Here is a 23,051-nt window from a genome sequence, read left to right as displayed (position 1 = left end):
ATGACCGACCCCGCGGCACGCGCCTCGGCGATCGGCTGGCGACTGCCGGCGTTCTACTGCCCGATCGAATCGGCGGTTCATCCGCGCGTGGACGAGCTGGAGCGGCGGGCGATCTCCTGGCTGGACTCGACCGGCATCTTCCGGAACGAGACCGACCGCGCCTGGAGCATCGCCACCCACAGCGCCGACTTCAGCTGCCGCATCATCCCCCATGGCCAGGACGAGCCGCTGCTGCTCTTCATACAGTGGAACCACTGGGCCTTCGCCCTGGACGACATCTGCCACGACACCGGCAGTGCGGACATCCGCACCGCCGCCATCGTCGACCTCAACGCCCGCATCTCACGCTGCCTCGAGGCCCCCGGATCCGCCATGCTCGGCACCACGCCGTTCGACGCGGCCCTCGAGGACCTCGCGGCCCGTACCCGCGCCCTGGCCACCCCCGTCCAGCTGCGGCGCGTGGCCGAAGGAATGCGCGACTGGCTGTTCGGTGCCGCCTGGCAGGTCAGCAACATCGAACGCGGCATCATGCCGACGCTGTCCGACTACGTCGCCCTTCGGCCGTCCATCAACGGGACGCGCTTCTCCCTCTCCTGGAGCGAGATCGCCGGCGGCATCGAGGTGCCGGACAGCGAGCTGTACTCCGCTCCCGTCCAAGCACTCACCGAGGCGGCGGGGTTCGTCGTCAGCTGCGACAACGACCTCTTCTCCTACGCCAAGGAGGACAGTCAGGAGACCACCGACCAGAACATCGTCAACATCCTGATCCACCACGACGGCAGCACCCCGGAGCGGGCCCTGCGGGACGCCCTGGCCATAAGGGACCGTGCCATGACGCTGTTCCTGCGGCTGCGCGACCAGATCGCCCGGGACGCCGACGTGGAGCTGCTGCGCTACCTCGAGGCGCTGGGGCACTACATCTCCGGCTGCATCCGCTGGATGAACGCGGCGCCCCGCTACGCCAGCCCCCGCAACCGGTACGACCTTCCGGTGCCGGGGGCCACCTACGGCGTGACGTGGCGGGACACGCCGAGCGACCCCGACACCGGGCCGCTGCCCATAGCGTCCGCGGCCTGGTGGTGGGATCAGCTCGACTCGCCGGCTCAACGCCGCCGCAGCCACCGGGTCAGCGACGACCACCACGAGTTCCGGGTGCCGGCCGCGCGTACCGGGGGCGCCGGGATCGCCGCGGGAGTGTCCGTGGTGGAGGGCAGGTCGGCGTCCTGAGCGGTGCCGGTCACCGCCTTGGGCTCGTCGGGGGCGGCGGGCAACGGCTGCTGTGAGGTGAACTTCACCGGCAGCTCGACGAGATGCCGGGACATCAGGGAGGAGACCCAGCGCAGCTCGTCCTCGGGTACGGCCAGCTGGATGTCGGGCAGCCGGTTCAGCAGCGCCTCGATGCCGGTGTCCGCGATGGCCCGGCCGATGTCCTGGCCGGGGCACTCGTGCGCGCCTCCGCTGAAGGCGAGGTGGGACCGGTTGCCGTGCACCGGGGCGGTCGGGTCGGGGCGGATCGCCGTGTCCACGTTGGCCGCGGCGAGCCCGAGGACGAGGGCGTCGCCGGCCTTGATCTTCTGTCCGGCGAGCTCGGTGTCCTGGGTCGCCCAGCGTCCGAGGATGGTGGTGAAGGGAGGCTCGTCCCACAGCACCTGCTCGACCGCGTCGGGCAGCGTCATGTGCCCACCCGCCAGGTTGGCGCGGCAGCGGGGGTCGGTCAGCAGCATCCGCAGCGTGTTCGCGATGAGATTGGCGGTGGTCTCGAACGCGGCGATCAGCACCAGGCGCAGGTGCTGCTGCACCTCGTCGTCGGTGAGCTCGCTGGGGTGCTCCAGCAGCCAGCTGGTGAAGTCGGGGCCGGGGTCCGCGCGCTTGCGCGCGACCAGTTTGCGCAGGGCCTCCTGCACGTACTCGTTGCTGGCGACCGCGGTCTCGGTGCCCTTGATCATGTCCCGGGCGGCCTTGACCAGCCGGGGGCCGTACTCCTCGGGCATGCCGAGCAGTTGCGTCATGACCAGCATGGGCAGGTGCTCGGCGAACTCGTGCACGAGCTCGGCGCTGCCCTTGAGGCAGAAGGCGTCGACGAGCTGGTCGGCGAAGCGGGTGATGTGCCGCCGGACCCCGCGCCGGTCGAAGCGGCCCAGCGAGTGGTTGATGGCGTCGCGCCACCGCTCGTGCACCTGCCCGTCGGCGAAGGCGCAGATGGGCTGCCAGGTGGAGATCGGCGCCAGGGGGTGGTCCGGGGGCAGTTTGCCCTCGCGCATGTCACGCCAGGTCCGGGAGTCCCGCGAGAAGCGCGACGGGGTCCGGGTCACGTCGAGGTTCTCGCGGTAGCCGAGAACCAGCCAGGCCGGCAGGTCGCCGTGGAGCAGCACGGGAGCCACGGCGCCGTGCCGGTCGCGCAACTGCTCGTACAGACCCATCGGATCGTCCTCCGCCGCCGGGCCGTACAGCCGGGCGATGCCTCCCGGGCCGTAGGCGTGGGCCGGGCACTCCGGGGGAGCGGTGAGGGTGGAGTCCGTCGGGGAGTGCTCGTCGGGTGGGGTCACTGTGGCTCCGAGATCTCGTTCGTGAGGTGGTAGAGGTAGCGCATGAGCGCCATCAGCGTGTCCCGGCAGGAGGCGCGGTCACGCGCGTCACAGGTGAACATGGGGACCGACTCGGGCAGGTCCATGGCCGAGCGCAGTTCGGCCATGGGATGGACGGGCGCACCGGGGAAGGTGTTGACGGCCACCACGAAGGGGACGCCGCGTTCCTCCAGGATCCCGACCACGTCGTAACTCACTTCCAGGCGGCGGGTGTCGAGCAGCACCACCGCGCCCAGGGCGCCTTCGAAGAGACCGTCCCACAGGAACCAGAAGCGCTCCTGACCCGGAGTGCCGAACAGATACAGCACCAGCTGCTCGTTGATGCTGATCCGGCCGAAGTCCATGGCCACGGTGGTCTCGACCTTGTGCTCGATGCCGGCGAGGTCGTCGACACCCACGCCGGCCTGGGTCATCGTCTCCTCGGTGGTCAGTGGTCTGATCTCGCTGACCGTGCCCACCAGGGTCGTCTTCCCGACCCCGAAGCCACCGACGATCACCACCTTGACGGCCGCCGACGTCGAGGACGGGAGGATGTCCTCCCGCCTGGGGCCGGCGTACGGCTCAGAGGTTTTGTAGTCCATGCATCACCGCCTCCAGGAGCTGGACGTTGGGCAGTGCGGCGACCGGTACGGGGGGCCTGGCCTCCACCTGATCTTCCTTGAGCAGATCGGTGACCAGGACGGTCACGGTGCTGACAGGTAACGTGAGATACGCGGATATCTCGGCAATGGACAGCGGGTAGTCGCACATCTGCACAATGGCGGCGTGCTCGGGCTGGAGCCCGGGGTCGGGGTCGGCCCTGGCGACGACCAGCGTCACCAGGTCGAGCTTGGCCTGTCTGCCCGTACGGCTGCGGCCGCTGGTGAGGATGTAGAGCCGGTCCGGGTTGCCGGGATCCCACGCTTTTCCGGCTTTGCTCATGCCACCGGCCCGCTGACGCGTGGCGGACTGGTGAGATGTTCACCGATGCGGGCCACGAGGTCGCGCATCCGCTGTCCCATCAGCCCGGCGTCCACGTCGTCGTCCGCGAGCACCGCCAGATACGCTCCCGCGCCGGCCGCCATAAGATAGAAGAAGCCGCCGTCCACCTCGATCACGACGAGGCGCATCTGCCCGTCGCCCTTGGGGAATTCGGCTGCCACCGCCGTGGACAGGCTCTGCAGTCCGGCGCAGGCGGCTGCCAGGCGGTCCGCGGCATCCGTGTCCGACCCGTGCTGAGCCATGCGCAGGCCGTCCGAGGACAGCACGATCACGTGGCGCGTCTGAGGGACGCTGGATGCCAGGTCCTTGAGCATCCAGTCCATGTTGAACCGCGGCTGCGTCACTTGGCTACTCTTTCTTGTCTGACGATTCATCACTGTTCGGTCCCCCGGCCTCGGCGGGCCGCGCCTCGCCGTTGACGGCGTTGGTGAAGGCGGCCAGCCACATGCCCGGCTGCGGGGGAGGTTCGGCCTGGGGTTGACGTCGGGGTCCGCCCGCGGTCGACGCCGTGGCCGGCCGTACGCCGCGCGCGGCCAGGCCCGGCGCCCGCCGGCGGCGCTGCGGCAGGCCGCCCGAGCTGTGCGAGGCGGCGGCCTGGGCGTCGAACGGGAGGTCCGGGAGCGGCCGGCCCGGCTTCTTGCGGACCTTGGGCGGGGGCAGGGTGGCCGCGCGGGCGATCTCCCCGCCCGGCGTGGCACTCGCCGTGACCAGGTCCTCCGGCACGATCAGCACCGCGCGCACGCCGCCGTAGGCGGAGGGGCGCAGGGAGACGCGGAACGCGTACGTCCTGGCGAGCCGGCTGACGACGGCCAGGCCCAGGCGGGGAGTCTCGCCGAGGTCGTTGAGGTCGAGTCCGCGGTCGGCCACCTCCAGCACCGCCTCGGCCCGCCGCCGGGCCTCTTCGGTGAGGCCGACTCCGGCGTCCTCGATCTCGACCGCCACGCCCGACTGGACCTCCACGGCGGTCAGATGGACCCGGGTCTGCGGAGGCGAGTAGCGGGTCGCGTTGTCCAGCAGCTCGGCCAGCGCGTGGATCAGCGGTTCCACCCCTGGGCCGACCACGGCGACGTCCGCCACCGAGTGCAGGTCGACCCGGCGGTAGTCCATGATGCGGGACATGGCGCCGCGCAGGACGTTGTAGAGCGGTACCGGGTTCTTCCACTGACGGCCGGGACGGGAACCGCCGAGCACCGCGATGCTGTCGGCGAGGCGGCCGATCAGCGCCGTCTCGTGGTCCAGGTGGAGCAGGTCGCCGAAGACGTCGGGGTTGTTGCCGTGGCGGTCCTCCATCTCCCTCAGGTCGGTGGCCTGTTGGTGCACGATGGCCTGGACCCGGCGGGCGATGTTGACGAACGCGCGGTGGGCGGAGTCGCGCAGCCCTTCCTCGGCCTGCACCGCCTCCAGTACCGAGCGGAGGACCGCCCGGTGCGCGCCCATGTACGACGGTTCGAGAGAGTCCCGTGGCGCGAGCTCGCGCAGCACCTCCTCGGTGGTCGCCCCCTGCTGGAGCATGAGGACGGCCGCCGGCAGGAGATCGCGCGCCAACCGCTTCGTCTCCGCCTCCTGTTGGTCCAGGCGGTGCCGCAGGACGGCCTCCTGCTCACCGCACCGCCGGCGCAGGGCGTCGATCGCCCGGCCGCGGCGAGCCGCCTCGGACGAGGTGAAGGCCACGGCCACGGTCGCCGCCGAGCCGCACCAGACCGTCGGCACGCGCGCCCCGAGGGGCGCGAGGAAGGCCGCGGCGGCGGTGCAGACCGCGAGCACGACAGGGGGTACCAGCCATATGAGGGAGGAGGCGGTCCGCCTGCCTTGCTGTGACGATCCAGTACCAGCCATCGAGGTCCTTGAGCTTCTCGGGAAATGACGTGCGTACGGCATGCGTAAGAGGGGAGCGCTGCCATGCCGCGAAATGCGCGGTGCGGGCTTCTCCGGCCGCGCGGCGCAGCAACGGACAGCAACGTGCCGCTGATGCCCCGACCCGCTGCGCGACATGGAGCGTAGCCTGTCGCGCGGTGTGACGACGTGAAGTTGTCATATTCGCAGAATGGGCTGACAGGCGAATTCGAAAGGGTTCACAATGACCCCGCACCGCGACCGCCGAATGAATCTTTGAAAAAAGGGAAGAGCGTTCGAATAGGTGTCGGGGTAACGCTCCCGGGTGGTTCCGGCGGTGGAACCCTGCCCCCAACCCCGGCCGACAGGTCTAGGCTCGCTCACACCACACTCATACGGGAGACACTGTTATGACGGGGCAACAGCCCGAACGGCGCCCGTACCCGGCCCTGTTCGAGCGCGAGCAGGAGATCACCGCTACGGCAGAGGCCGTCGAGGCCTTGTGCGCCCGCGTCGCCGACGGGGGTCCGGTGTCCGGCGGTCTGCTGCTGTACAGCGGCGAAGCGGGTGCGGGCAAGACGGCGCTGCTGGCCCAGCTGCGCCGGATCGCCGCCGGGCACGAGGGCTGCACCGTCCTCCACGCCCGCGGCAGCGCGTCCGCGGCGACCGTTCCCTTCAACATCGTCCGGCAGTTGCTGCAACCCGCCCTCGCCTCGATGACACAGGACCAGCGCCACGACCTGCTGGGCGCCTGGTACGACATCGCCGGACCGGCTCTCGGCATCGCGCCGCCCGTGGGCTCGCACGCCGACCCCCAGGGCGTGCGCGACGGGATCGACTGGCTGGTCACGCAAATGGCCCTCACCCGGGCTCCGTTGCTGATCATCATCGACGACGCGCACTGGGGCGACGCGGAGTCCCTCGCCTGGCTCGCCTCGTTCGCCGTACGGCTGGAGGACCTGCCGCTGCTGATGGCCGTCGCCTACCGGCCCGGCGAACTGCCCGACCACTCGCCGGGCTTCCAGGAGCTGGTCACCAGCCGCGGCCACCGGCCCGTCGTCCTGCACTCCCTCACGCCCCGGGCCGTGGCGGGGCTGGTGCGGGCCGCCCTGGGCGACGGGGCCGACGACCCCTTCTGCCGCGAGGTCTGGGCCGTCACCGGCGGCAACCCCTACGAGACCACCGAGCTCATCGCCAAGGCGCGCGACCGGGGCCTCAAGCCGGCCGAGGAGTCCGCGGCCCTGCTGCGGGAGCTGGGCGCCAGCTCCCGCGGCAGCGGCCTGGTGACCCGGCTCGAGCGGCTGGGCACGGCCACCACCCGCTTCGCCTGGGCGGCCTCCGTGCTCGGCACCGAGATCGCGCCCCGCCGGGCGGCCATGCTCGCCGGGATGAGCCCCGCCGAGGCCGACGAGTGCGCGGACCGGCTGCGCGAGGCCCGCATCCTCACCGGCGTCGAGCAGATGGAATTCGTCCATCCGCTGATCGCCACGGCCGTCTACCAGGCCGTCCCGCCCGCCACCCGCACCGCGATGCACAGGCTGGCGGCGTGGGCGCTCACCAACGCGGGGCTCGGTGCCGCCGCCGCCTCCCGGCACCTGCTGGAGGTCCACCCCGACGGCGACGCGGAGCTCGTGGAGCAACTGCGCGTGGCGGCTCGCGAGCACCTCGCCGTCGGTGCGCCCGAGGCCGCCAGCCGTTGCCTGGAGCGGGCGCTGTCGGAGCCGCCGCCCGCCGAGGACCGGCCCGCCGTGCTGTACGAGCTGGGCTGTTCGGCGCTGCTCACCTCGCCGCCGACCACCATCAACCACCTGCGCGCGGCCCTCGCCCTGCCGGGCCTGCCCGAGGACCTGCGCGTCGACGCCACCTACCGGCTCTCGCAGGCCTACGCCCACAACGGCCAGCTGAACGAGGCCGCCCAGGTGGTGGCCGAGCACGAGGAGAGGGCTCCGCAGGGGGCGGGGCGCATGCGGCTGCAGGCGGCCCACTTCCTGTGGAAGGGCATCCAGCTCGAGGAGGAGGGGGCGCACGAGCGCTCCCTGCGTCTCGCCCGGCTCGCCGACCACCTCAAGGGACGGGACAACTCCGAGCGGGCCCTGCTCGCCCTGCGCTCCTTCGACGCCATGATCCGCGGCGAGGACGCGGTGCTGGTCACCGAGCTCAACGACCGGGTGCTCCAGGACGGGCGCCTGGCCCAGGGCATGTCCTGGACCAACACCGAGTGGGGCTTCGAGATCCCCAGCGTCGTCGGCATCACCTACGCCTACACCGACCGGCTCGACCAGGCCGAGGAACTCTTCACCGAGGCCATACGGTCCTTCGAGATCTCCGGCTGGCGCGGCGCCCACCTCGCGTTCGCCCACGAGTTCCTCGGCATGGTCCACTTCAGGCGCGGCAATCTCGACGTCGCCGAGGGTTTTCTGCGCGAAGGGCTGCGGCTGGCCGACCGGCTGGGGCCGGGGCTGCCCATCCAGTGGGACGGGACCTGCCTGCTCATCGACACGCTGCTGGCCCGCGGCCAGGTCGACAACGCCCGGATCGTGGCGGAGAAGTACTCCTTCGGTCCGCCCTACCCTCCGGCGATGGTCATGCCCGACGCCCCGAGCGTGGTGGGCAGGCTGCTGCTCGCGCTCGGCCGACGGAAGGAGGCCATCGCGGAGCTCGAGGCCGCCGGGCGCCGGCTCGAGGAACGCGGCCGCAACAACACCCTCTGGGCCCCCTGGGCTCTCGATCTGGCTGTTGCCGTCGCGACCGAGGAGCCGGAGCGGGCTCGGGCGTTGGCGGATCAGGCGGTGCGCAACGCCGCTCGGTTCGGGACCGATACCGCGATGGGTGAGGCCCTGCGGCGGTCCGCTCAGGTGGCCGAGGAAGGGGACGTGCTGCCCCGGCTGACGCAGGCCGTCGAGCATCTGCGGAAGTCTCCGTGCCGGTACGAGTGCGCTGCCGCGCTGGTGGACCACGGGGTCGCGCTGCGTGGTGCCGGGCGGCTCGGCGAGGCGGCCGTGCAGTTGCGCGAGGGGCTGCTGCTCGCCGAGGAGTGCGGGGCCGACGGGCTCGCCGCGCGGGCGCGGGCCGAGGCCACCGCTGTCGCGGACGAAGGGGGCGAGCCGGTCCGTCGGTAGGACCCGGGGTCAGCCGGCCCGGCGGCCGCTCGTCTTCTTCGCGGCCGCCGGCTTCCGGGCGGACTTCGACGCGGTGCTCTTCGTCGCGGTGCTCTTCGTCGCGGTGCTCTTCGTCGCGGTGCTCTTCTTCGCCGCCGCCGTCTTCGCCGTGCCGGTCTTCTTCGCCGTGGCGGAGCTCGTCGCCTTCTTCGCGGTCGTGCGCTTCTTCTGTTCGGCTCCGGCCGCCTTCTTCGCTCTCGGCGCCGCCTTCGCCTCGCCGCCCTTCCTGCCCGCGTCGTCGATGGAGGCCTGCAGGGCGGCCATCAGGTCGATGACGTTGTCCGGGGCGGCCGCGACCGCCTTCTTGGGGGCGGGGCGGTGGTCGAGGTGGGCGCTGATGAGTTCGCCGAGCGCGATCTCGTACTCGTCCTCCAGCGCGGAGAGGTCGAAGTCCTCCGAGAGGGTGTCCATCAGGCTCGTGGCCATCTTGAGTTCCTGCGGGCGCACGGTGACGGACGAGGGCGGGGCCAGGCCGCCGGCGTCGCGGATCTCGTCGGGCCAGTACATCGTGTGCAGGGTCAGCAGCTCGCCGTGGACGCGCAGCAGGGCCAGCGACTCCCGAGTGCGCAGCGCGATCTTGGTGACGGCCACCCGCTCGGTCTGTTTGAGGGTCTCGCGCAGCAGGACGTAGGGCTTGTTCGCCGCGGCGTTGTCGGGGGCCAGGTAGTAGGCGTTGTCCAGTTGCAGGGCGTCGATGCGGTCGGAGTCGACGAAGGCCAGGACGTCGATGAGCTTCTTGCTCGGCAGGGGCAGGCCGGCCAGGTCGGTCTGGGTGACGACGGCGGTGTTGCCCTCGTCGTCCTCGAAGCCCCTGGCGACGTGCTCGTAGTCGATCTCCTTGCCGCATGCGTCGCAGACGCGCTTGAGGTGGATCCGGCCGCCGTCCGCGTCATGGACCTGGTGCAGCCTGATGCCGTGTTCCTGAATGGCGGAGTAGAGCTTCACGGGCACGGAGACCAGCCCGAACCCGATCGCGCCCTTCCACATCGTCCGCATAGGTTTCGCACCTCCGTGGGAATTATTACTGTATGTCCGTTTCCGAGGGTCGGCAGGCGGTGGAGATCGAGGGCCGCCGGCTGTCCCTGTCCCATCTCGACCGGGTGCTCTTCCCGGAGTCCGGGCACACCAAGGCGCAGATCCTGCAGTACTACGCACGGATCGCCGCGGTGATGCTGCCGCACGCCCAGGGGCGCGCCGTCTCCTTCGTGCGCGCCCCCGAGGGATCCGGCGGGGAGAGCTGGATCGCCAAGACCCCGCCCAACGGATCACCCGGCTGGGTGCCCCGGGTGCCCGTCCGGCACAAGGACGGAGTGGCCGAGCAGGTGATGATCGACTCCACGGCCGCCCTGATCGCCATGGTCAACCTCGGCGCGTACGAGGTGCACGTACCCCAGTGGACGGCCGCCGCCGGGCCCGACGGGCACGACCGACTGGTCCTCGACCTGGACCCCGGCCCCGGCACCGATCTCGTCGTCTGCTGCCGCGTCGCCCAGCGGCTGCGCCAGCTGCTCGCCGACGACGGGCTCACCGCGTACCCGGTGGTCTCCGGCGCCAAGGGGCTGCACCTGTACGCGCCCGTCGAACCCGCCTCCGGCCGGGTCACCGGCCACTACGCCAAGGGCCTGGCCACCCGCATGATGAACGAGCACCCCGGACTGGTGGTCGTCTCCATGACCAGGAGCGAGCGCCGGGGCAGGGTGCTCATCGACTGGTCGCAGAACGCCAGCGCGAAGACCACCGCCGCCCCCTACACGGTGCGCCTGCTGCCGGACCGGCCGGGCGTCGCCGCCCCCGTCACCTGGGAGGAGGTCGCCGGCTGCACGGAACCGGAGCAGCTGGCCTTCACCCCGGAGGAGGTCCTCGAACGCGTCGCCGCGCACGGTGACGTCCTGGCCGCCCTGGCCACGGACCGCGACCGGGCGCCGCTGCGGTGAGAGGCCGCCGCGGTGAGAGCGGCCCTCGGCCCAGCCGCGTCAGCCCAGCTGCGTCAGGTCGGGCCGCAGCCGGTGCCAGGTCGGGTGCCGCAACCGGTCCCCGGCCGTCCAGCCGCTGAAGGCGACCTCGGCCACCAGGCGCGGTTCGACCCAGTGCGCGCCCGCGACGTCGACCGGGCCGGTGAAGGGGGAGTCCGTCCGCGGGATGACCGCCAGATAGCGGGCGAGTTCCTGCCGTTCGCGTTCGGAGAGCCCCGAACCGACGGACCCCACGTAGCGCAGGCCGGACGGCTCGCGCAGGCCCGTCAGCACGGCGCCGGGGAGTCCCGACAGGGCGCCCCGCCCCTCCGCCCAGCCGCCGATGACCACGTCGAGAGTGATCACGTGTTTGGTCTTGCGCCAATCGGGTGAGCGCACGCCCGGCAGGTAGACGGACGACAGCCGCTTGGCCAGCACGCCCTCGAACCCGCTGCGCAGCGTGGCGTCCCAGGCCTGCCGGCCGTGCCCCTCCAGGTGCGCGGGCACCGACCAGTTGGGGCCGCCGAGCCCCAGCCCGTACAGCAGGGCCCGGCGTTCGGTGTAGGGGAGTTCCAGCAGCAGCGCGCCGTCGAGGTACATGACGTCGAAGAGCATCAGATGGACGGGGCACTCCATCGCCAGGTGCGCCGCGCGGCGCGGGTTGGTGACCCCCATCCGCCGCTGCAGCAGCCCGAAGTCGGGCCGGCCCCGCTCGTCCACGACCACGATCTCGCCGTCGAGCACCACCGCCCGGCCGGGCAGCATTTCGCCGAGGCCCTGCAGTTCGGGGTAGGTGCGGGTGGCGTCGTTGCCCGCCCGGGTGATCAGCCGCAGGGTGCCGTCGCCCGGGACGCCGACGACGCACCGGACCCCGTCCCACTTGACCTCGAAGGCCCAGGAGGCCTCGTCGTCCTCGGCGGGCAGGGGAGCGGGGGTGGCCAGCATGGGACGGATCTCGGGGAGCGGGTGGGCCGGTGTCACGTCGAACCGGCCCAGTCCAGCAGCTCGCGCGCCGTCCAGGTGGTGACGATCCGTTCGGCGGGCACCCCGCACTCCTCGGCGCGGGCGCAGCCGTGGATCTGCCAGTCGAGCTGGCCGGGGGCGTGGGCGTCGCTGTCGATGGAGAACAGCACCCCCGCGTCCAGTGCCTGGCGCAGCAGCCGGCGCGGCGGATCGAGGCGTTCGGGCCGGCTGTTGATCTCCACGGCGGTGCCGAAGCGGGCGCACGCCGCGAAGACCATCGCCGCGTCGAACTCCGACTCCGGCCGGTGCCCCACGATCCGCCCGGTGCAGTGCCCCAGGACGTCCACCAGCGGGTTGGCGACGGCGGACACCATGCGGCGGGTCATGCTCTCGGCGTCCATGCGCAGCTTGGAGTGGACCGAGGCCACCACCACGTCCAGCCGCTCCAGCAGTTGCGGGTCCTGGTCGAGCGAGCCGTCGGCCAGGATGTCGCACTCGATGCCCGTCAGCAGCCGGAAGCCGTCGCCGAGCCGGTCGTCGACCTCCGCGACCACCTTCAGCTGCTCCCGCAGCCGCTCGGGGGACAGGCCGCGGGCGATCGTCAGCCGGGGCGAGTGATCGGTGAGGACGGCCCACTCGTGGCCCAGCTCGCGGGCGGCGCGGGCCATCTCCTCGATCGGGCTGCCGCCGTCCGACCAGTCCGAGTGCATGTGGCAGTCGCCGCGCAGCGCCGCCCGCAGCTCCAGCCCGCCCTCGGTCAGCGGACCGCCGGCCTCCGACTCCAGATGCGCGAGATAGCCGGGCACCTCGCCACGCACCGCCTCGGCCACCACGGCCGCCGTCTTGGGGCCGATGCCCTTCATGTCCGTCAGGGAGCCGGCGTCGGCGCGGCGGCGCACCTCCTTCTCCGGCAGCGCGGCGATCACGGCGGCGGCCGTACGGAACGCCTTCACCCGATAGGTGGGCGCCTGCGTGCGTTCCAGCAGGAACGCGATGCGTTCCAGCGCCGCGACGGGCTCCATGGCCTCTGCCTCCACACCACCACCGTGCGCTACGGAACCCGCCTTCGCATGTGTTCACAGACCGGCATGGATGGGCACATCACCCTCACGCCGCCCGACCGCCGAGGAGGAAGCGCGCAGATGAGCGAGACGAACGATGACAACACCGCAGCACGGCCCCGCCGGGCCGTCGTGCTCGGCGGCGGGATGGCCGGGATGCTGGCCGCGGCGGTCCTGGTCGACCACGCCGACGAGGTGGTGGTCGTCGAACGGGACCGGATGCCGGAGCGGGCCGAGCCCCGCAAGGGGCTGCCGCAGGCCCGGCATGCCCATCTGCTGCTCGCCGGCGGAGCGCGCGCCGTCGAGGCCCTGCTGCCGGGCGTCACCGAACGGTGGCTGGCGGCGGGGGCGCGGCGGGTGCCGCTGCCGAACGCGATCGTGTCGCTGTCGGCGCAGGGCTGGATCCCCCGGACGCCCGAGCGGCAGTTCCTCATCTCCTGCAGCCGTGACCTGCTCGACCTGGTGGTCCGCCGGCAGGTCCTGGCCCTGCCCGGCGTCACCCTGCGCGAGGACGTGGAGGCGCGCGGCCTGACGGGGGACGCCCGCCGGGTCACCGGCGTACGGATCGGCGACGCGGGAGACGGCGACTCGCGGACGCTGCGGGCCGACATCGTCGTGGACGCCACCGGCCGCGGTTCGCGGGCCCCGCGGTGGCTGGCGGAGCTGGGCCTGCCCGCCGTCCGCGAGGAGACCGTCGACTCGGGCCTGGTCTATGCCAGCCGCGTCTTCCGGGCGCCGCCGGGCGCCGAGGACTTCCCCATGGTGAGCGTGGCGCCGCTGGTGAACCAGGCCGTGCCGGGCCAGGGCATCACGATGCACCCCATCGAGGGCGGTCGCTGGCTGGCGACGGTGTCCGGCACCCGGGGCGGCGAACCCTCCCGTGACGCGGCGCGGTTCGAACCGTTCGCCCGCGCGCTGCGCCATCCGATCGCCGCCGACATCATCGCCCGCGCCGAGCCGCTGACCGATGTGCACCTGAACCGCTCCACCGTCAACCGGCGCCGCTACTTCGAGCGCCTGAACGCCTGGCCGGCCGGCTTCGTGGTGACCGGGGACGCGGTCGCGGCGTACAACCCGATCTACGGGCACGGCATGTCGGTGGCCGCGCTGGGCGCGCTCGCGCTGCGGGGTGCCCTGGCCGGGCGGGCGCTCGCGGAGCCGGGGACGGCCCGTGCCGCGCAGCGCGCGGTGGCCCGTACGGCCGACGCGGCCTGGGCGATGGCCGCCGGGGAGGACATCCACTACCCGGGGGCCGTCGGCGAGCGGCCGCCCGCCGCCGCGCGGCTGCTGCGGGGCTATATCCAGCGGATGATGCGGACCGGCACCGTGGACAGGACGGTGACCGCGGCGCTGATGGACGTGATGACGCTGTCGGCGCCGGTCTCCCAGCTGTTCACGCCCGCCGTGGCGCTGCGGGTGGCGCGCGGTCCGCGCCGCCCGCCCCCGCAGGAGCCGCCGATCACCGCCGCCGAGCTGGCCCTCGCCGGGCTGGCGCGGCACTGACGCCCGTCCCCGACGTGGCCCTGACGCGCCGGGACCGGCGCCCGGCACACGGGCCCCGGCACCCGCGCCCGCCCCGGCCTGGTGCCGGGCGCCGGCCGCGGCTCAGCGCCGCGCCAGCCGGGTGGGCGGGAGGAATTCGCGCTGCAGCGTGCGGTGCCACCAGGCCCCGGTCTCACGCCGCTCCCGCCACGTGGTGAAGCGGTAGCGGTACAGGCGGGCGCGCACATGGGTGGGCGGGGCGGTGGGGAAGGGGTTGTGCCGCAGCAGGCGCAGCGTCGCGGGGTCGCCCGTGAGCAGCCGTTCGACGAACGGGCCGAACCATTCGCGGGCGTAGGCCGGGGAGATCCCGGCGAACCACATCAGCCAGTCCAGCCGGAGGTGGTACGGGGCGTACTGGCGCGGCAGCCGGCGCACGTCGCCCGGTTTGCCCTTGAAGCCGTACTCCTTCCACACCGTCCCGTGACCGGGGCTCTCCTCGTCGGTGCCCTCGACGACCACCTCGTAGCGGGTGCGGTTGATGCTGCCGAAGGCGCCGTAGGTGTTGACCAGGTGGAAGACGTTGAAGGAGAGGTTCATGCGCTGCTGCCGGGAGACCATGTTGCGCACGGGCCACCAGCTCAGCACCGCCACCCCCGCCGTCGCCGCCAGGACCAGGGCCGCGTACCAGAGCGGGGGAGTGGCCAGGGGCGCGTGCCGGGGCAGGGAGAACAGGTCCGCCATCGCCTGTCCGTCGACGGCGGAGAAGGCGAGGACGATCGTCAGCCAGTTGAGCCAGGAGAAGTTGCCGGAGGCGACCAGCCAGAGCTGGGTGCAGATGATCAGGCCGGCCGCCACGCTCGCCACCGGCTGCGGGGCGAAGAGCCCGAGCGGCACCACGAGCTGGGCGAAGTGGTTCGCGCCCACCTCCACCCGGTGCAGCGGCCTGGGCAGGTGGTGGAAGAACCAGCTCAGCGGGCCCGGCATGGGCTGGGTCTCGTGGTGGTAGTACAGGCAGGTCAGATCGCGCCAGCACGGATCACCGCGCAGTTTGATCAGTCCGGCACCGAATTCGACGCGGAAGAGCAGCCACCGCATCAGCCAGAGCACCAGCACCGGCGGGTCCGTCCGCGCGTTGCCCAGGAAGACGGCCAGGAACCCGGCCTCCAGCAGCAGGGACTCCCAGCCGAAGCCGTACCAGGTCTGGCCCACGTTGACGATCGACAGGTACAGCACCCACAGCACCGCCCACAGCACCATCGACGCCCACAGCGGCACCGCGTCCGCCGCCCCCGCCACCACGGCGGCCGACAGCAGCGCCCCGGTCCACGCCCAGGCGGCGAAGAAGCGGTCCGAGTAGTGCAGGTGGAAGACGCTGGGCGACTTCCGCAGCGGTACGTACGCGACGAACCGGGGCACCGGCAGCATGCCCCGCTCCCCGATGAGCGCGCGGAACTGCAGGGCGGCCGAGAGGAAGCCCACCAGGTAGACGCCGGCCAGCGCCCGCTGGAGGACCAGCCGGCTCAGCCAGTAGCCGGATGCCGTGAACCACTCCATGCCGGTATCCGTACCACCGGGCCCCCGCGGACCGCGCAGTCACATCGAAGAAACCGACAAAAGGTGGCAGAGTGGCTCTATGGTTGATCGGGGAGCGCTGCCCGCCGCACCGGCGCCGCCGGACGACTGGCCCGCCCGCCCGGAGCTGATCCTGGCCCTGAATCGCACGGGGAGCTTCGACTGGGACCTCCTCAGCGGGCGACTGCACCTGGACGAGGTGGCCCTGGAGGTGCTGGAGGTGCCGCCGGGGACGTTCCACGGCAGCATCGCCGACCTCGCCGGCCGGCTCCCGCGCACCGACGCCGACCGGCTCGACGCCCAAGTCTCCCGCGCACTGAAGGACGGCAGCGAGAGCTACGGCGCCTACTACCGCGTACGCGGCGCGGACGGCAGCCTGCGCTGGACGTACACCCAGGGCCTGATCCGGCGCGACGAGGACGGCCGCCCGCACCGCATCGTCGGCGTCGTGCGCGACGCCACCCAGGAGCTCGGCCGGACCGGGCCCCGGGAGCACGACGAGGAGCGCCGCCACCAGACCACCGTGGTGGAGACCATCACCGCCGCCCTCGCCCACGCCCGGACCGTGCAGGACGTCATCGACTTCTTCAAGGACGTCCAGGCCGTCGAGCACCTCGGCTCCGACCTGCTGGTCCTCGGCCTCGTCGAGGCCGGCCGGATCCACCTCGTCGCCGAGGGCCCCTCCGAGCACTTCATCCCCGGCACCCGCTACACCCGGATCGACGACAACTTCCCCATGAGCGACGTCATCCGCACCCTCGCCCCCCGCTTCATCGAGTCCCGCGAGGAGTTCGCCTCGTCCTACCCCTGGCTGTACGACCGCATCAAGGACATCGGCATCGCCTCCGCCGCCTACCTCCCGCTGATCGCCCAGGCCCGCCCCATCGGCGCCCTCGGCCTCCTCTACCGCGAGGCCCGCGGCTTCACCCAGCACGAGCGCAACCTCTTCATCGCCCTCAGCAGCAGCCTCGCCCAGAGCATCGCCCGCGCCATGCTCTTCGACCAGGAACACGACATCGCCGAGGGCCTGCAACAGGCCATGCTGCCGCGCCGCATCCCCGACATCCCCGGCGCGCAGATCGCCGTCCGCTACCGCTCCGCCCGCATGGGCCGGGACATCGGCGGCGACTGGTACGACGCGATCCCGCTGCCCGGCGGCCGGGTCGGGGCCGTCATCGGCGACGTCCAGGGCCATGACACCCACGCCGCGGCCGTCATGGGCCAGCTGCGGATCGTCCTGCGGGCCTACGCCACCGAAGGGCACGCGCCCGCCACCGTCATGGCCCGCGCCTCGTCCTTCCTGCACGAACTGGACACCGACCGCTTCGCCACCTGCACCTACGCCGAGGCCGACCTGACCACCGGCGTCGTCCAGATGGTGCGCGCCGGGCACATAGACCCGCTGCTGCGGCACACCGACGGCACCTGCCGGCGCCTGCCGGTCTCCGGCGGGCTGCCGCTGGGCCTGTCCGCCGAGTTCGGCCGCCTCGACTACCCCGTGACGACCGTGGAGCTGGACCCGGGGGAGACCCTGCTGATGTTCACCGACGGTCTGGTCGAGGAGCCGGGCGCCGACCTCGACGAGGGCATGCAGAAGCTCTCCGCCGCCGTCCGCGAGGGCCCCTACGACCTGCCCAAGCTGGCCGACCTGCTGTGCAGCATGATCGGCGAGCGGGCCGGCGAGGACGACATGGCCGTGCTGCTGCTGCGCCGCCACGGCCCCGCCGTGCGGGGCGGCGGGCGGCTCCAGCAGCACATCGCCCCCGCCGACCCCGAGGCCCTGTCGGCCGGCCGGCACATGATCCGCGCGGCGGTACGGGCCTGGGGCGCCCGCGAGCGCTCCGACGAGATCGAGCTGGTCGCCGACGAGTTGGTGACCAACGCCCTGCTGCACACCGACGGCGCGGCGGTGGTGACGATCCGGATGCTCCCCGGCCCGGAGCGCCGCGTACGGGTCGAGGTCGAGGACAAGTCCAGCGCCCTGCCGCGCCGCCGGGAACCGGGCGAGGCGGGGGTGTCGGGCCGGGGGCTGCTGCTGGTCGAGGAGCTGACCGACGTCTGGGGCGTGGAGCCGCGCGGCACCGGGAAGTCCGTGTGGTGCGAGTTCGTCGTGCCCGACCGCCAGCACGCCGACGACACGGCCGAGCGGCGCGGCTGACATGCCACCGAATCGCACCTTCCCCAGCTGAATTGCGCATTCCGCAGGTTTTCGGGTCCACTGGCGACTTTGCATCTGACGCATCGTCGAAAAGGCCGAAAATCATGTGGACACCCCCCGCCCGTCGCACCGCCGTACTCCTCGGCGTCGCCGCCCTGACCCCGGTCCTCCTGCTCGCCGGACCCACCCGCCCCGCTCACGCCTTCGGCACCGTCAACACCCTCGGCCAGCACGCCGAGCACGAGCAGATCACCCGCGCCGCGCTGGCCTGCGCCCCCGGCACGCCGTCCGACGGCACCTGTTTCGAGCCCCGCTCCCTGGACCAGATCGCCGGCCACGACGGCACCTTCGGCGCCGTCGGCGCACCCGACACCGACGAGGTCATCAGACCCGAGGCCCACTGCGACAACGCCGACTTCCTCACCACCCCCGGCTACGGACACAGCAGAGAGAAGGCCACCAAGGCACTGCAGGCCTGCGTCACCAAGCTGCAGACCCGCTTCCGGGAAGGCGTCGACGCCGCGGGCGCCACCCTCAAGGCCGACGGCACCCCCGACCCCCGCGAGAGCGACCTCGGCAAGGACTGCACCTTCACCCTCGCCGTCCCCGGCCGCAACAAATGCGAGGCCATCGAGGGCCTCGGCCGCGCCCTGCACGGCGTCCAGGACTTCTACTCGCACAGCAACTGGACCGACCGGGCCGCCACCGACCGCCCCACCGGCAAGGACAACCCGCCCGGCCTCGACCTGCCCGCCCCCTCCCCGCTGCTCGCCCTCGCCACCGGCCGCCCGCCCGCCGCCGACGCCGTGCCCCGCGAGCTGACCACCGGCTGCTTCTCCCTCGTCCCCCTCGGCTGCTCCCAGCGCGTCCAGCACGCCGGCCTCAACAAGGACAAGGGCCTGATCGACCCCGCAACCGGCACCACCTCCGGCCCCGCCACCCCCCGCGGCACGGTGGACGGCAACTTCGACCGCGCCGTCCGGGCGGCCGTCGCGGACACCCGCCGCCAGTGGACCGACTTCCGCGCGGCACTCGCCGAGCGGTACGGCAAGGAGCGTGCGGAGACCATCGGTTGCGTCCTCACCCACGACGCGCCCGCCCGCGACTGCGCGCCCCGTCGCTGAGCCGGCGCACCCCCCGGAAGAGGCCAAGGTCACAGCGGTAGCCCCTGCTGCGGGGCGCGCCCGCTCCCCTAGCCTTCCCCCCATGACGGTCCTGCCCGACGACGGCTTCCACCTGGCCGCCGAGTTCCCGGACGCGACCCGCGAGCAGTGGCAGCGCCTTGTCCAGGGCGTGCTGAGCAAAGCGGGCACCGCGGCCGAGGGCACGGCGGCCGAGGACGCGCTGGCCACCGCACTCCAGGACGGGCTCACCACCCGCCCCCTCTACACCGCCGACGACGGCGGCACCGCACCCGGCTACCCCGGCTTCCCGCCCTTCGTGCGCGGCGGGCAGCCGGCCGGAACCGCCGTGACGGGCTGGGACGTGCGCCAGTACCACGCCGGTGCGGACCCGGCCCGGACCAACCAGGCCGTCCTGGCCGACCTCGAGAACGGGGTCACCTCCCTCTGGCTCACCGTCGGCCCCGCCGGCCTGCCCGTCGAGGACCTGCCGGCCGCGCTGGAAGGCGTCTACCTCGACCTGGCGCCCGTCGTCCTCGACGCCGGCCCCGGCTTCGAGGCCGCCGCCCGGCGGCTGCTCGACCTCCACGACGAGCGCGGCGTGCCCCGCGGCGAGGCCCGGGGCAACCTCGGCGCCGACCCGCTCGGCACCCTGGCCCGCACCGGCGACGACACCGGCACCACCGAACAGCTGACCGCCGCCGCCCGCCTCGCCGCCGAGTGCCTGCGCGACCGCCCCGGCATCCGGGCGCTGACCGTCGACGCCCTGCCCTACCACGAGGCCGGCGGCTCGGCCGCCCAGGAACTGGGCTGCTCCCTGGCCACCGGCGTCGCCTACCTGCGCACCCTCACCGACGCCGGGCTGGACGCCGACGCCGCCTGCGCACAGCTGGAGTTCCGCTACGCAGCCACCGCCGACCAGTTCCTGACCATCGCCAAGCTGCGCGCCGCCCGCCGCCTGTGGGCCCGCGTCGCCGAGGTCAGCGGCGCCCGGGGCGCGGCCGGCGCCCAGCGGCAACACGCCGTCACCTCACCGGTGATGATGACCCGTCGCGACCCGTGGGTGAACATGCTGCGCACCACCATCGCCTGCCTGGGCGCCGGGGTGGGCGGCGCGGACGCCGTGACCGTACTGCCCTTCGACCAGGCCCTCGGGCTGCCGGACGCCTTCGCCCGCCGCATCGCCCGCAACACCTCCTCGATCCTGCTGGAGGAGTCCCACCTGGCCAGGGTCGTCGACCCGGCCGGCGGCTCCTGGTACGTCGAGCGGCTGACCGACGAACTCGCCCACGCCGCCTGGGCCTGGTTCCAGGAACTCGAGCGCGCCGGCGGCCAGGCGGCCGCACTGCGCTCCGGACTGGTCGCCGAGCGCCTCGCCGAGACCTGGGAGCGCCGCTCGGCCGACCTCGCCACCCGCCGCGAACCCATCACGGGCGTCAGCGAGTTCCCCCACCTCGGCGAGCAGCCCGTCCACCGCGACCCGGCCCCGGCGGCGCCCGCCGGCGGACTGCCCAGGGTCCGCCGCGACGAGGCGTACGAGACGCTGCGCGCCCGCTCCGACGCCCACCTGGCCGCCACCGGCGCCCGGCCGCGCGTCCTGCTGGCCACGCTCGGCCCGGCCGCGGCCCACACCGCGCGCGCCACCTTCGCCGGCAACCTCTTCCAGGCCGGCGGCATCGAGCCCGTCCACCACGCGGTGACGGACGATCGGGAAGCCCTGGCGAAGGCCCTCGCCGACGACGGCGCCCGCATCGCCTGCCTGTGCTCCAGCGACGCGCTCTACGCCGAACAGGCCGAGACGGTCGCCGCCGCCCTCAAGGCCGCCGGCGCCGAGCGGATCCTCCTCGCGGGCAAGCCGCGCGGCGAGCAGCGGGAGGCGTACCTGCGCGCCGGGGTCGACGAGTTCGTCTTCGCGGGCGGCGACGCGGTCGCCGTCCTCTCCTCCGTCCTCGACCGCATGGGAGTGGCGTGATGCGGATTCCCGACTTCTCCGACATCGAGCTGGGCCCGGCCGGTGCCGCGCCCGCCGACGCCGGCGCATGGCGATCGGCCCTGAAGGAGTCCACCGGCAAGAGCGTCGAGGACCTGCTCTGGGAGACCCCCGAGGGCATCGGCGTCAAGCCGCTCTACACCGGCGACGACCTCGAGGGGCTGGACTTCCTCGCCACCTACCCGGGCATCGCCCCCTACCTGCGCGGCCCGTACCCCACGATGTACGTCAACCAGCCCTGGACCATCCGGCAGTACGCCGGATTCTCCACGGCCGAGGAGTCCAACGCCTTCTACCGCCGCAACCTGGCGGCCGGTCAGAAAGGCCTGTCCGTCGCCTTCGACCTGCCCACCCACCGCGGCTACGACAGCGACCACCCGCGCGTCACCGGTGACGTCGGCATGGCGGGCGTCGCCATCGACTCCATCTACGACATGCGCCAGCTCTTCGACGGCATCCCGCTGGACCGGATGACCGTCTCGATGACGATGAACGGCGCGGTGCTGCCCGTACTGGCGCTGTACATCGTCGCCGCCGAGGAACAGGGAGTACCGCCCGAGAAGCTGGCCGGGACCATCCAGAACGACATCCTCAAGGAGTTCATGGTCCGCAACACCTACATCTATCCGCCCCGGCCCTCGATGCGGATCATCTCCGACATCTTCGCGTACACCTCGCAGAGGATGCCGCGCTACAACTCCATCTCCATCTCCGGCTACCACATCCAGGAGGCCGGGGCCACCGCCGACCTGGAGCTGGCCTACACGCTCGCCGACGGAGTGGAGTACCTGCGCGCCGGCATCGGCGCCGGACTGGACGTGGACGCCTTCGCGCCCCGGCTGTCCTTCTTCTGGGCGATCGGCATGAACTTCTTCATGGAGATCGCCAAACTGCGGGCGGCCCGCCTGCTGTGGGCGCGCCTGGTCAAGCGCTTCGACCCCCAGAACACCAAGTCGCTCTCGCTGCGCACCCATTCGCAGACCTCCGGCTGGTCCCTGACCGCGCAGGACGTCTTCAACAACGTGGCCCGCACCTGCGTGGAGGCCATGGCCGCCACCCAGGGACACACCCAGTCCCTGCACACCAACGCCCTCGACGAGGCCCTGGCCCTGCCCACGGACTTCTCCGCCCGCATCGCCCGCAACACCCAGCTGCTGATCCAGCAGGAGTCCGGGACCTGCCGGGTCATCGACCCCTGGGGCGGCAGCGCCTACGTCGAACGCCTCACCCACGACCTCGCCCGCCGCGCCTGGCAGCACATCGAGGAGGTCGAGGCGGCCGGCGGCATGGCCCAGGCCATCGACGCCGGCATCCCCAAGCTGCGCGTCGAGGAGGCCGCCGCCCGCACCCAGGCCCGCATCGACTCCGGCCGCCAGCCGGTGATCGGCGTCAACAAGTACCGGGTCGACAGCGACGAACAGATCGAGGTCCTCAAGGTCGACAACTCCTCCGTGCGGGCCCAGCAGATCGACAAGCTGCGCCGGCTGCGCGCCGAGCGCGACGAGGAGGCCTGCCGGGCCGCGCTGCACGCCCTCACCCGGGCCGCCGAGGCCGGCCCCGGCCAGGGCCTCGAGGGCAATCTGCTGGCCCTGGCCGTGGACGCCGCGCGCGCCAAGGCCACCGTCGGCGAGATCTCCGACGCCCTGGAGAAGGTCTACGGCCGGCACGCCGGCCAGATCCGTACCATCTCCGGTGTGTACCGGGAGGAAGCGGGCTCGTCGTCCGGAGTGGAGCGCACGCGCGCGCTGGTCGAGGCCTTCGAGCGGGAGGACGGCCGCCGGCCGCGCATCCTGGTCGCCAAGATGGGCCAGGACGGCCACGACCGCGGCCAGAAGGTCATCGCCACCGCCTTCGCCGACCTCGGCTTCGACGTCGACGTCGGCCCGCTCTTCCAGACCCCGGCCGAGGTCGCCCGGCAGGCCGTCGAGGCGGACGTGCACATCGTCGGCGTCTCCTCGCTGGCGGCCGGCCACCTCACGCTCGTCCCGGCGCTGCGCGAGCAACTGGAGGAGCAGGGGCGCGACGACATCATGATCGTCGTCGGGGGCGTCATCCCGCCGCAGGACGTGCCCACCCTGCTGGAGATGGGCGCGGCCGCCGTCTTCCCGCCGGGCACGGTCATCCCCGACGCCGCCCACGACCTGCTGAAGACCCTCGCCGGGGTCCTCGGCCACGAGCTGTGAGGCCGACCCGCT

General features: G+C 72.7%; 16 protein-coding genes and 1 pseudogene. 8 read left to right on the top strand and 9 right to left on the bottom strand.

Annotated elements, in window-relative coordinates:
* Positions 1-819 (top strand): annotated as a pseudogene (locus tag ACIG36_RS13695) (hypothetical protein); the annotation flags it as partial.
* Positions 820-1,103: 284 nt separating this feature from the next.
* On the opposite strand, the gene ACIG36_RS13690 reads toward ACIG36_RS13695, so the two are convergent.
* From ACIG36_RS13690 to ACIG36_RS13670, 5 genes are read right to left on the bottom strand one after another with little or no spacing between them, the layout of a single operon-like run.
* On the bottom strand, positions 1,104-2,546 hold the full coding sequence (locus ACIG36_RS13690; RefSeq protein ID WP_399926350.1) for a cytochrome P450: 1,443 nt from the start codon (positions 2,544-2,546) through the stop codon (positions 1,104-1,106).
* Positions 2,543-3,166, bottom strand: coding sequence for a GTP-binding protein (locus ACIG36_RS13685; RefSeq protein ID WP_399926348.1), 624 nt, complete (start codon positions 3,164-3,166; stop codon positions 2,543-2,545). Before ACIG36_RS13685 ends, ACIG36_RS13690 begins: the two co-directional genes overlap by 4 nt.
* A complete protein-coding gene (locus tag ACIG36_RS13680; protein ID WP_399926346.1) occupies positions 3,147-3,506 on the bottom strand; it encodes a DUF742 domain-containing protein in 360 nt (119 codons plus the stop codon). Before ACIG36_RS13680 ends, ACIG36_RS13685 begins: the two co-directional genes overlap by 20 nt.
* A complete protein-coding gene (locus ACIG36_RS13675) occupies positions 3,503-3,889 on the bottom strand; it encodes a roadblock/LC7 domain-containing protein (protein WP_399926476.1) in 387 nt (128 codons plus the stop codon). The genes ACIG36_RS13680 and ACIG36_RS13675 overlap by 4 nt, the downstream gene beginning before the upstream one ends.
* Before the next feature lie 25 nt (positions 3,890-3,914).
* On the bottom strand, positions 3,915-5,402 hold the full coding sequence (locus ACIG36_RS13670; RefSeq protein WP_399926344.1) for a sensor histidine kinase: 1,488 nt from the start codon (positions 5,400-5,402) through the stop codon (positions 3,915-3,917).
* A gap of 407 nt (positions 5,403-5,809) precedes the next feature.
* On the opposite strand from ACIG36_RS13670, the gene ACIG36_RS13665 reads away from it, so the two are divergent.
* Positions 5,810-8,518, top strand: coding sequence for an ATP-binding protein (locus ACIG36_RS13665; RefSeq protein WP_399926342.1), 2,709 nt, complete (start codon positions 5,810-5,812; stop codon positions 8,516-8,518).
* A gap of 9 nt (positions 8,519-8,527) precedes the next feature.
* Here ACIG36_RS13665 and ACIG36_RS13660 read toward each other — a convergent pair whose 3' ends face one another.
* Entirely contained in the window at positions 8,528-9,553 is a 1,026-nt protein-coding gene (locus ACIG36_RS13660; RefSeq protein ID WP_399926340.1) for a Ku protein, read from the bottom strand.
* Between the two features lie 32 nt (positions 9,554-9,585).
* Here ACIG36_RS13660 and ligD (ACIG36_RS13655) point away from each other — a divergent pair, with 32 nt between their 5' ends.
* On the top strand, positions 9,586-10,491 hold the full coding sequence (gene ligD / locus ACIG36_RS13655) for a non-homologous end-joining DNA ligase (RefSeq protein ID WP_399926338.1): 906 nt from the start codon (positions 9,586-9,588) through the stop codon (positions 10,489-10,491).
* A gap of 39 nt (positions 10,492-10,530) precedes the next feature.
* On the opposite strand, the gene ligD (ACIG36_RS13650) is transcribed toward ligD (ACIG36_RS13655), so the two are convergent.
* Together ligD (ACIG36_RS13650) and ACIG36_RS13645 are read right to left on the bottom strand one after the other, a co-directional pair.
* A complete protein-coding gene (gene ligD / locus ACIG36_RS13650) occupies positions 10,531-11,454 on the bottom strand; it encodes a non-homologous end-joining DNA ligase (protein ID WP_399926336.1) in 924 nt (307 codons plus the stop codon).
* A 32-nt stretch (positions 11,455-11,486) separates the two neighbouring features.
* Entirely contained in the window at positions 11,487-12,494 is a 1,008-nt protein-coding gene (locus ACIG36_RS13645) for a PHP domain-containing protein (RefSeq protein WP_399926474.1), read from the bottom strand.
* Positions 12,495-12,614: 120 nt separating this feature from the next.
* Here ACIG36_RS13645 and ACIG36_RS13640 point away from each other — a divergent pair, with 120 nt between their 5' ends.
* Entirely contained in the window at positions 12,615-14,036 is a 1,422-nt protein-coding gene (locus tag ACIG36_RS13640) for an NAD(P)/FAD-dependent oxidoreductase (protein WP_399926334.1), read from the top strand.
* Between the two features lie 102 nt (positions 14,037-14,138).
* On the opposite strand, the gene ACIG36_RS13635 is transcribed toward ACIG36_RS13640, so the two are convergent.
* The gene (locus tag ACIG36_RS13635) at positions 14,139-15,569 is read right to left on the bottom strand and encodes a lipase maturation factor family protein (protein WP_399926332.1); all 1,431 of its coding nucleotides are present in this window, start codon (positions 15,567-15,569) and stop codon (positions 14,139-14,141) included.
* Between the two features lie 79 nt (positions 15,570-15,648).
* On the opposite strand from ACIG36_RS13635, the gene ACIG36_RS13630 reads away from it, so the two are divergent.
* The 4 genes from ACIG36_RS13630 to scpA all read left to right on the top strand — a co-directional run bounded on the left by ACIG36_RS13630 (position 15,649) and on the right by scpA (position 23,039).
* Complete coding sequence (locus tag ACIG36_RS13630) at positions 15,649-17,745, top strand: SpoIIE family protein phosphatase (RefSeq protein WP_399926330.1); 2,097 nt, start codon at positions 15,649-15,651, stop codon at positions 17,743-17,745.
* A 104-nt stretch (positions 17,746-17,849) separates the two neighbouring features.
* Positions 17,850-18,869 carry a CinY protein gene (locus tag ACIG36_RS13625; protein ID WP_399926328.1) on the top strand — a complete coding sequence of 340 codons (1,020 nt, stop codon included), beginning with the start codon at positions 17,850-17,852 and terminating at the stop codon, positions 18,867-18,869.
* 82 nt (positions 18,870-18,951) lie between these two features.
* Positions 18,952-20,838 carry a methylmalonyl-CoA mutase small subunit gene (gene mutA / locus ACIG36_RS13620; protein WP_399926326.1) on the top strand — a complete coding sequence of 629 codons (1,887 nt, stop codon included), beginning with the start codon at positions 18,952-18,954 and terminating at the stop codon, positions 20,836-20,838.
* Positions 20,838-23,039: a methylmalonyl-CoA mutase gene (gene scpA / locus ACIG36_RS13615; RefSeq protein ID WP_399926324.1), complete on the top strand. Its 2,202-nt coding sequence runs from the start codon at positions 20,838-20,840 to the stop codon at positions 23,037-23,039. Before mutA ends, scpA begins: the two co-directional genes overlap by 1 nt.
* Positions 23,040-23,051 lie beyond the last annotated feature (12 nt).

This window comes from Streptomyces sp. NPDC053048 (assembly GCF_044547045.1).
Lineage (GTDB): Bacteria > Actinomycetota > Actinomycetes > Streptomycetales > Streptomycetaceae > Streptomyces.
This window is presented reverse-complemented; position numbering and strand designations above follow the sequence as displayed.